Origin of the sequence: Cupriavidus sp. UYPR2.512, assembly GCF_000379565.1 — a bacterium.
Taxonomy (GTDB): domain Bacteria; phylum Pseudomonadota; class Gammaproteobacteria; order Burkholderiales; family Burkholderiaceae; genus Cupriavidus.
Window position 1 is genome coordinate 1 of sequence record NZ_KB902932.1, and the last position, 5,405, is coordinate 5,405.

The 5,405-nt window shown below is 60.1% G+C and carries 6 protein-coding genes; 5 read left to right on the top strand and 1 reads right to left on the bottom strand.

Annotation, left to right across the window (positions count from 1 at the left end):
• Nucleotides 1-155: 155 nt before the first annotated feature.
• Genes A3A5_RS0112120 through A3A5_RS41325 form a run of 5 tightly spaced genes read left to right on the top strand, consistent with a single transcriptional unit; the run spans nt 156 to nt 4,616 of the window.
• Nucleotides 156-380, top strand: a complete 225-nt coding sequence (locus A3A5_RS0112120) for a DUF2188 domain-containing protein (protein ID WP_003454802.1) — start codon at nt 156-158, stop codon at nt 378-380.
• A gap of 6 nt (nt 381-386) precedes the next feature.
• Nucleotides 387-1,388 (top strand): CBASS cGAMP-activated phospholipase, encoded by a 1,002-nt coding sequence (locus A3A5_RS0112125; RefSeq protein ID WP_018310840.1) that lies wholly within the window; start codon nt 387-389, stop codon nt 1,386-1,388.
• Complete coding sequence (locus A3A5_RS0112130) at nt 1,382-2,524, top strand: cyclic GMP-AMP synthase DncV-like nucleotidyltransferase (RefSeq protein WP_018310841.1); 1,143 nt, start codon at nt 1,382-1,384, stop codon at nt 2,522-2,524. The genes A3A5_RS0112125 and A3A5_RS0112130 overlap by 7 nt, the downstream gene beginning before the upstream one ends.
• Nucleotides 2,521-4,152, top strand: a complete 1,632-nt coding sequence (locus A3A5_RS0112135; protein WP_018310842.1) for a ThiF family adenylyltransferase — start codon at nt 2,521-2,523, stop codon at nt 4,150-4,152. Before A3A5_RS0112130 ends, A3A5_RS0112135 begins: the two co-directional genes overlap by 4 nt.
• Entirely contained in the window at nt 4,140-4,616 is a 477-nt protein-coding gene (locus A3A5_RS41325; RefSeq protein ID WP_081623879.1) for a Mov34/MPN/PAD-1 family protein, read from the top strand. Before A3A5_RS0112135 ends, A3A5_RS41325 begins: the two co-directional genes overlap by 13 nt.
• Before the next feature lie 189 nt (nt 4,617-4,805).
• Here A3A5_RS41325 and A3A5_RS0112140 read toward each other — a convergent pair.
• Nucleotides 4,806-5,405 (bottom strand): tyrosine-type recombinase/integrase (locus A3A5_RS0112140; protein ID WP_018310843.1); only part of this gene is annotated, 600 nt, incomplete at its 5' end.

Below are 5,405 nucleotides of genomic sequence, written 5' to 3' on the forward strand. Positions count from 1 at the left end.
ACAGACAACAACCGTAGGTTTCATGCTTCCAGCAGGTTGATCTGGCCTGACTCGCCCGTTGTCTGCAAGAGCAACATATTTTCCTATAGCGGGCAGTCATTGACAACCCGGCCGGGTGGTCGGAGTTCCGATGGTTCAACTCTAGGAGATCCACTATGACAGGCAAGAATCAGCATGTTGTTCCTCACCAGGACGGTTGGGCCGTCAAGGGCGCCGGCAATCAGCGGGCAACCTCCGTGCACGACACGCAGCAACAGGCCATAGACGCGGCGCGGGACATCGCGCGCAACCAGCAATCCGAACTCGTCATCCATCGTCCGGATGGTCGTATCCGTGACAAGGACAGCCACGGCAACGACTCCTTCCCGCCGAAGGGCTGAAGTGCCATGACTGGCATCCCTACCTACCATGTGCTCGCCCTGTCAGGGGGCGGTTATCGCGGCCTGTACACGGCGACGGTTCTTGCCGAACTCGAAACCGTGCTGGGCCGTCCTATCGCTTCGCACTTTGATCTGATTTGCGGCACATCGGCAGGAGGGATGCTGGCTTTGGGGCTGGCTGCGGAAATTCCGGCCAACGAACTCAAAGCACTGTTTGAAGACGAAGGCAGCCGCATTTTTGGGTGCCGCAGTCTTGCAAGACGGCTTCTGGGATTCTGGCTGACCGCAAAGCACAACTCAGCAGGATTGCGAGGGGTGCTGACCGAGCGCTTTCAAGGGACCACGATCGGCAACCTGAAGCATCGTGTTCTCGTGCCGGCAGTCAACTACTCGACGGGCCGCGGGCAGTTCTTCAAGACGCCTCACCATCCTTCCTTTGAGTTGGATTACCGCATGAAGATCGTCGATGTTGCGTTGGCGACCGCCGCCGCGCCTGTCTACTTTCCCCTTGCACGCAACGCCCGCGGTGTCTTCGCGGATGGAGGGCTGGTGGGCAACGCCCCCGGCCTGTTCGGGTTGCACGAAGTCCATACGTTCCTGGCGCCGAAACAGAATGCGTTGGTTCGGGTGCTCTCCATTGGCACGATGACGATCGGTGCGACCGTTCGCGGCGGCGCGAGCCTTGACCGCGGATTCGGCAAATGGCGCGGGGGACTCTTCGACCTGGTGATTTCCGCCCAGGAGTCGTCGGTGGACTACATGCTGCGGCAGACGCTGGGGAGCAACTACTTCCAGATCGATGACAAGGCGACGCCTGATCAGAGCAAGGACGTGAAGGCGCTGGATCGGGTTTCCATCGGTGCCACGAATACGCTCAAGGATCGCGGCAACCACGCGGCGCAGCGAGCGCTCGGCGATCCTCTTTTTCTACCGTTTCGAGCGCACCAGGCCAGCGCCCCCATTTTCTATCACGGCCCCAACAAGAATGTTCCGGAGGCCGCATGCTGAACCTAAGCCCGCTGTTCTTTACCACTGCTGATGACGAGTCGTGCATGCATGACGAACTGGATCTGACGTTTGAGCAACGCGCCTGGATCGCCAGCGCACGCACTGATGTCAGGGACCGTCTGCGCACAGGCATCCCCCGCGTGCTGAAGGCGAGCGGCTACACCGAGGGCGTACCGCAGCCGCGCTTCTTCACGCAAGGTTCGTGGGCATACAAGACGTTGAACTCGCCGGCGCAACGTCCGCAGCAGGCGGACGTGGATGATGGCTGCTATTTGCCATTGAGTTTCGTCTCGCAGACGAAGCGCCCCAGCACTGCCGCAACGGTGTTCTTTGCCGCTGCGGAAGAGGCCTTGAAGCCGCTGGTCGAGGAAAAGAAATGGAAGCTTGTCACCGACAAGCCGACATGCATCCGCATCGTCATTGCCGCGTATGCCCACATTGATATTCCTCTGTACGCCATTCCCGACGAAGAATTTGTCATGCTCGCAAAGGCTTCGATGGAGCGATATGGCTACGATTCACTGACGGAAGCGGTGAACTTGGCGGAGCGGGATGCTTGGACGGCGCTGCCCGCTGACGAGGTGCTCCTGGCCCATCGTGAATGCAACTGGATGCCCTCTGACCCCAGGCCTGTGAAGGAGTGGTTCCTGGGCGAAGTGGAGGCCAAGGGGGAGCAGTTCCGCCGCGTTGTTCGTTACTTGAAGGCGTTCCGCGATTGGAAGTGGTCCAGCGGCGGGCCTGCTTCGATCCTGCTGATGGCCGCCGCGGCCCCGCTCTTCGAAAAACGCGATCGGCGCGACGACCTTGCCTTGCTGGATGTCGTCGCGGCACTGCCGGCCCGGTTGCGTGCAGGGGTGAACAACCCCGTGGAAGAGTCCGAGTCGCTCACGGAGCGGCTCGGCGAAGCGGGGGTCGAAGAAGCGGCGAAAGCGTTCGAAGAATTTGAAAAGGTGCTTCGCGGAGCCACCGACGCCGGCAGCCCTTCACAGGCCTGCATTTGGATGCAGGGCGAGTTCGGCCCGCGTTTTCCGAACGACCCGGATCGGGTCAAGGTGGTATCCGTCGCCGCCACCATTGCCGCGGCACCCGCCATGGCTGGTCCGAGCGAGCTTGTTGGGCGAACGAAAGCTGGATGAGCAGCGCCGAAGTGGTCGCAAACGTTATTGAGGCCTTCAAGCAGCGAGGCTTCGAGTTTGTTGGCAAAACGGATGCCGGCTGGTTCAAGTTGCACGGGTGTTTAACCCCATCCGGTACGGACAAGGGTTGTCCGTGCGAGGTTCAGCTCGACCCCACGTTCTTCGACTTGCCTCGCGTCCGGCTGCTGGAAATCCCGCCTAAGCTGCCCGCAGCGGTTCCTCATCTTGGCGCAGATGGCGGGCTTTGCTATCTCGCCAAGGGCACGGTCGTTCTGGATATCTATGATCCTGTCGGGCAGTCGCTGGCGTGCCTGCAACGCGCGGCCATTGTGTTCGGACAAATTCTGAAGGGGGAGATGATCGAAGATCTCGCGGAAGAGTTCTTCGCCTACTGGCACGGCTGGCTTTGCTTCGTGGACATGCAAGGCGAGAATTTGGGGCGACAGAACTGCTTAGTCGCGCAGGCCAATGGGAGCCCATTGTGGTTCATCACCGACAACGAAGATCGAACAACACAGAAACTGAAGTCGCTCGGCTACCAAGTTACCGATAGAACGGTGCTGACTTACCGGGTAAAGACGGGTGCACACCCCCGTCCTCTGACCGGCCATTGGCCTCCTGAAACAGTGGGGGATATCTTGGCGTGGCAAAGCACCCTTGACCCTCGGTGCCGGCGCAAGATTCATGAGCGTATCAAGGAAGGGGAAAGAAAAAAGGCCAACGGCGTTCTGATCGTCATCGAATCTCCGTTGATGACATATGGCTTTGTGGTTCTCTATGACCGCCAGCGTCCGATCCAAAAGGGCAAGCTCGCAGATCGCAGGAATTCGAGCTATGGGTTGAAGGTGATGCCCATCTCAGTGGTCAGAATCGATGATCGCTACCTTGCCCAGCGGAACATGCCCAAGTCAAAGACGCTTGCAGGTAAAAACCTGGCCGTCGTGGGATGTGGCACGATCGGTGGATATCTGTCGGACATGCTGATCAAGGCCGGTGCGGGGACATGCGGCGGAAAACTCACGTTGGTAGATTTCGACTACCTTTTCCCGCAAAACATCGGGCGTCATCGCCTGGGATTCCCGGACCTGCTGTCGAACAAAGCCGAGGCCATGTCGAAGGAACTCAAGCGCTTGGCGCCAGGCGCCGAGATTCGTGCACTCCCCGTGGATGTCAGGCAGGCCCAATTAGGAGCACTGGACCTGCTCATCGACGCCACCGGCGAAGAATCCCTCGGGCATTGGCTGTGCGGCCACTATCCGCCGCCGACGTCCATGCTTTCGGTCTGGATCGAGGGGCCGGGAACGGCTGTCCGTGCGCTTCTGAGGACGAATGCATCTGGCGCGTGCTATCGATGTCTCTGGCATAGCAACAGAAGAGGCGAACTCCGCTCTACCCTTGATCCTCTTCCTGCCATCTTGGCGGGGCATGGATGCGAGGGCTTGTACGTGCCATTCCCTGCTTCGGTGTCGGTGCACGCTGCCAGCTTGGGCGCGGAGGCGGCACTTGACTGGGTCAATGGCATCTATTCCCCTGCGTTGCGTACCAGACTGATCGACCGTGCCCATCAGCTCGCCACACCCGATTGCGATCCGATCCCGGATCGGGAGTGTCCTTTATGCAATTCCTGAGTTCCTGGGCGACCAACGACAAAAGAACGCTGCTCCATTTCTCGAAGCCCACACTGGAGACTTTCTGTCAGCATGTTCAGGCCAACGGCACCGACTGCGAAGCTGGTGGGCTTCTACTCGGTTCGGTTCATGGAGCCCATATGCTCATTGAGCAAGCGACGATTCCTACGGCATGGGACAAGCGGTTTCGCTACCTGTTCGAGCGGATGCCGTTTGGCCACGAAACCATCGCCCTGTCTCGATGGACGGCGAGCCAGGGAACCGTCCGCTATCTGGGCGAATGGCACACCCATCCGGAAGACCATCCTTATCCTTCTGGTCTCGATAGATCGGAATGGAACTGCTTATCAGCGAAGCGCCGGGACAAGCGGCCAATACTTGCTGTCGTCGTCGGGCGAAAATCTCTGTATGTCGAGTTGGTGCCGAGTTCTGGCTGCGGTTCGGTGCTTACCCCGGTGGAATAGCGGCCAATCAAACCAAAGCCGTTCCGGCGTTCCGCCGTCGGGCTCGCGGACTGCGCCTCGCGCTTAGTCTCAAATCGCGGCCATCCGGTTTTGATCCGGGCCTGCGCGCTGCGCTTGCCTTTGGAACATGGGGTTCCAAGCGGGAACCCCAGAAAATTCCGTTATTCCGTGTAGTGGAATTCAGTCGGCTTACAGCTTGGTGTGACGAGCACCAAAAGCCTGTCGCATCTGCCTGGCTCGCTCCAGTTCATCGCCGTGCAGGTACATCGAAGTTGTGGCAATCGATGCATGGCGCAGGTTGTCGCGCACGGCGGTGAGCTCAGCTCCGCGGGCCAGTGCGTGGCTAGCGTGACTGTGCCTCATCCAGTGAGGGGTTGCGCGGCGCAGCTTCTCCGCAGCCACTGGGTGGGCGGTCTCGATTGCTTCCGCGGCTTGCACGAAGAACCGCCTCAGCAAGCGCCAGAGATGAGCACCAGTAATACCAACGGTTCCATCCTCGCCCAGGCTGCCCACGACGGGTGTCTTCGGGTTCCACCGCTCCCGGCTAACAGGCAATTGACGTTGCGCCAGGTAGTGGTCGAGCGCCGTCGACGCGAGAGGCGGCACCGCAACCTTGCCGGGCTTTCCACCTTTGCCGACCAGGTGCAGCCAGTGATCGCCGTGCTCGTCGAGCCGGACGTTAACAAGTGTGGCTCCAACCAGTTCGCTGGCGCGCAGACCCGTCGCATAGCCGAAGTCGAGTAGAAAGCGCAGGCGTTGCGCCGCCGACTCGGACCAGCCGTAGGACCA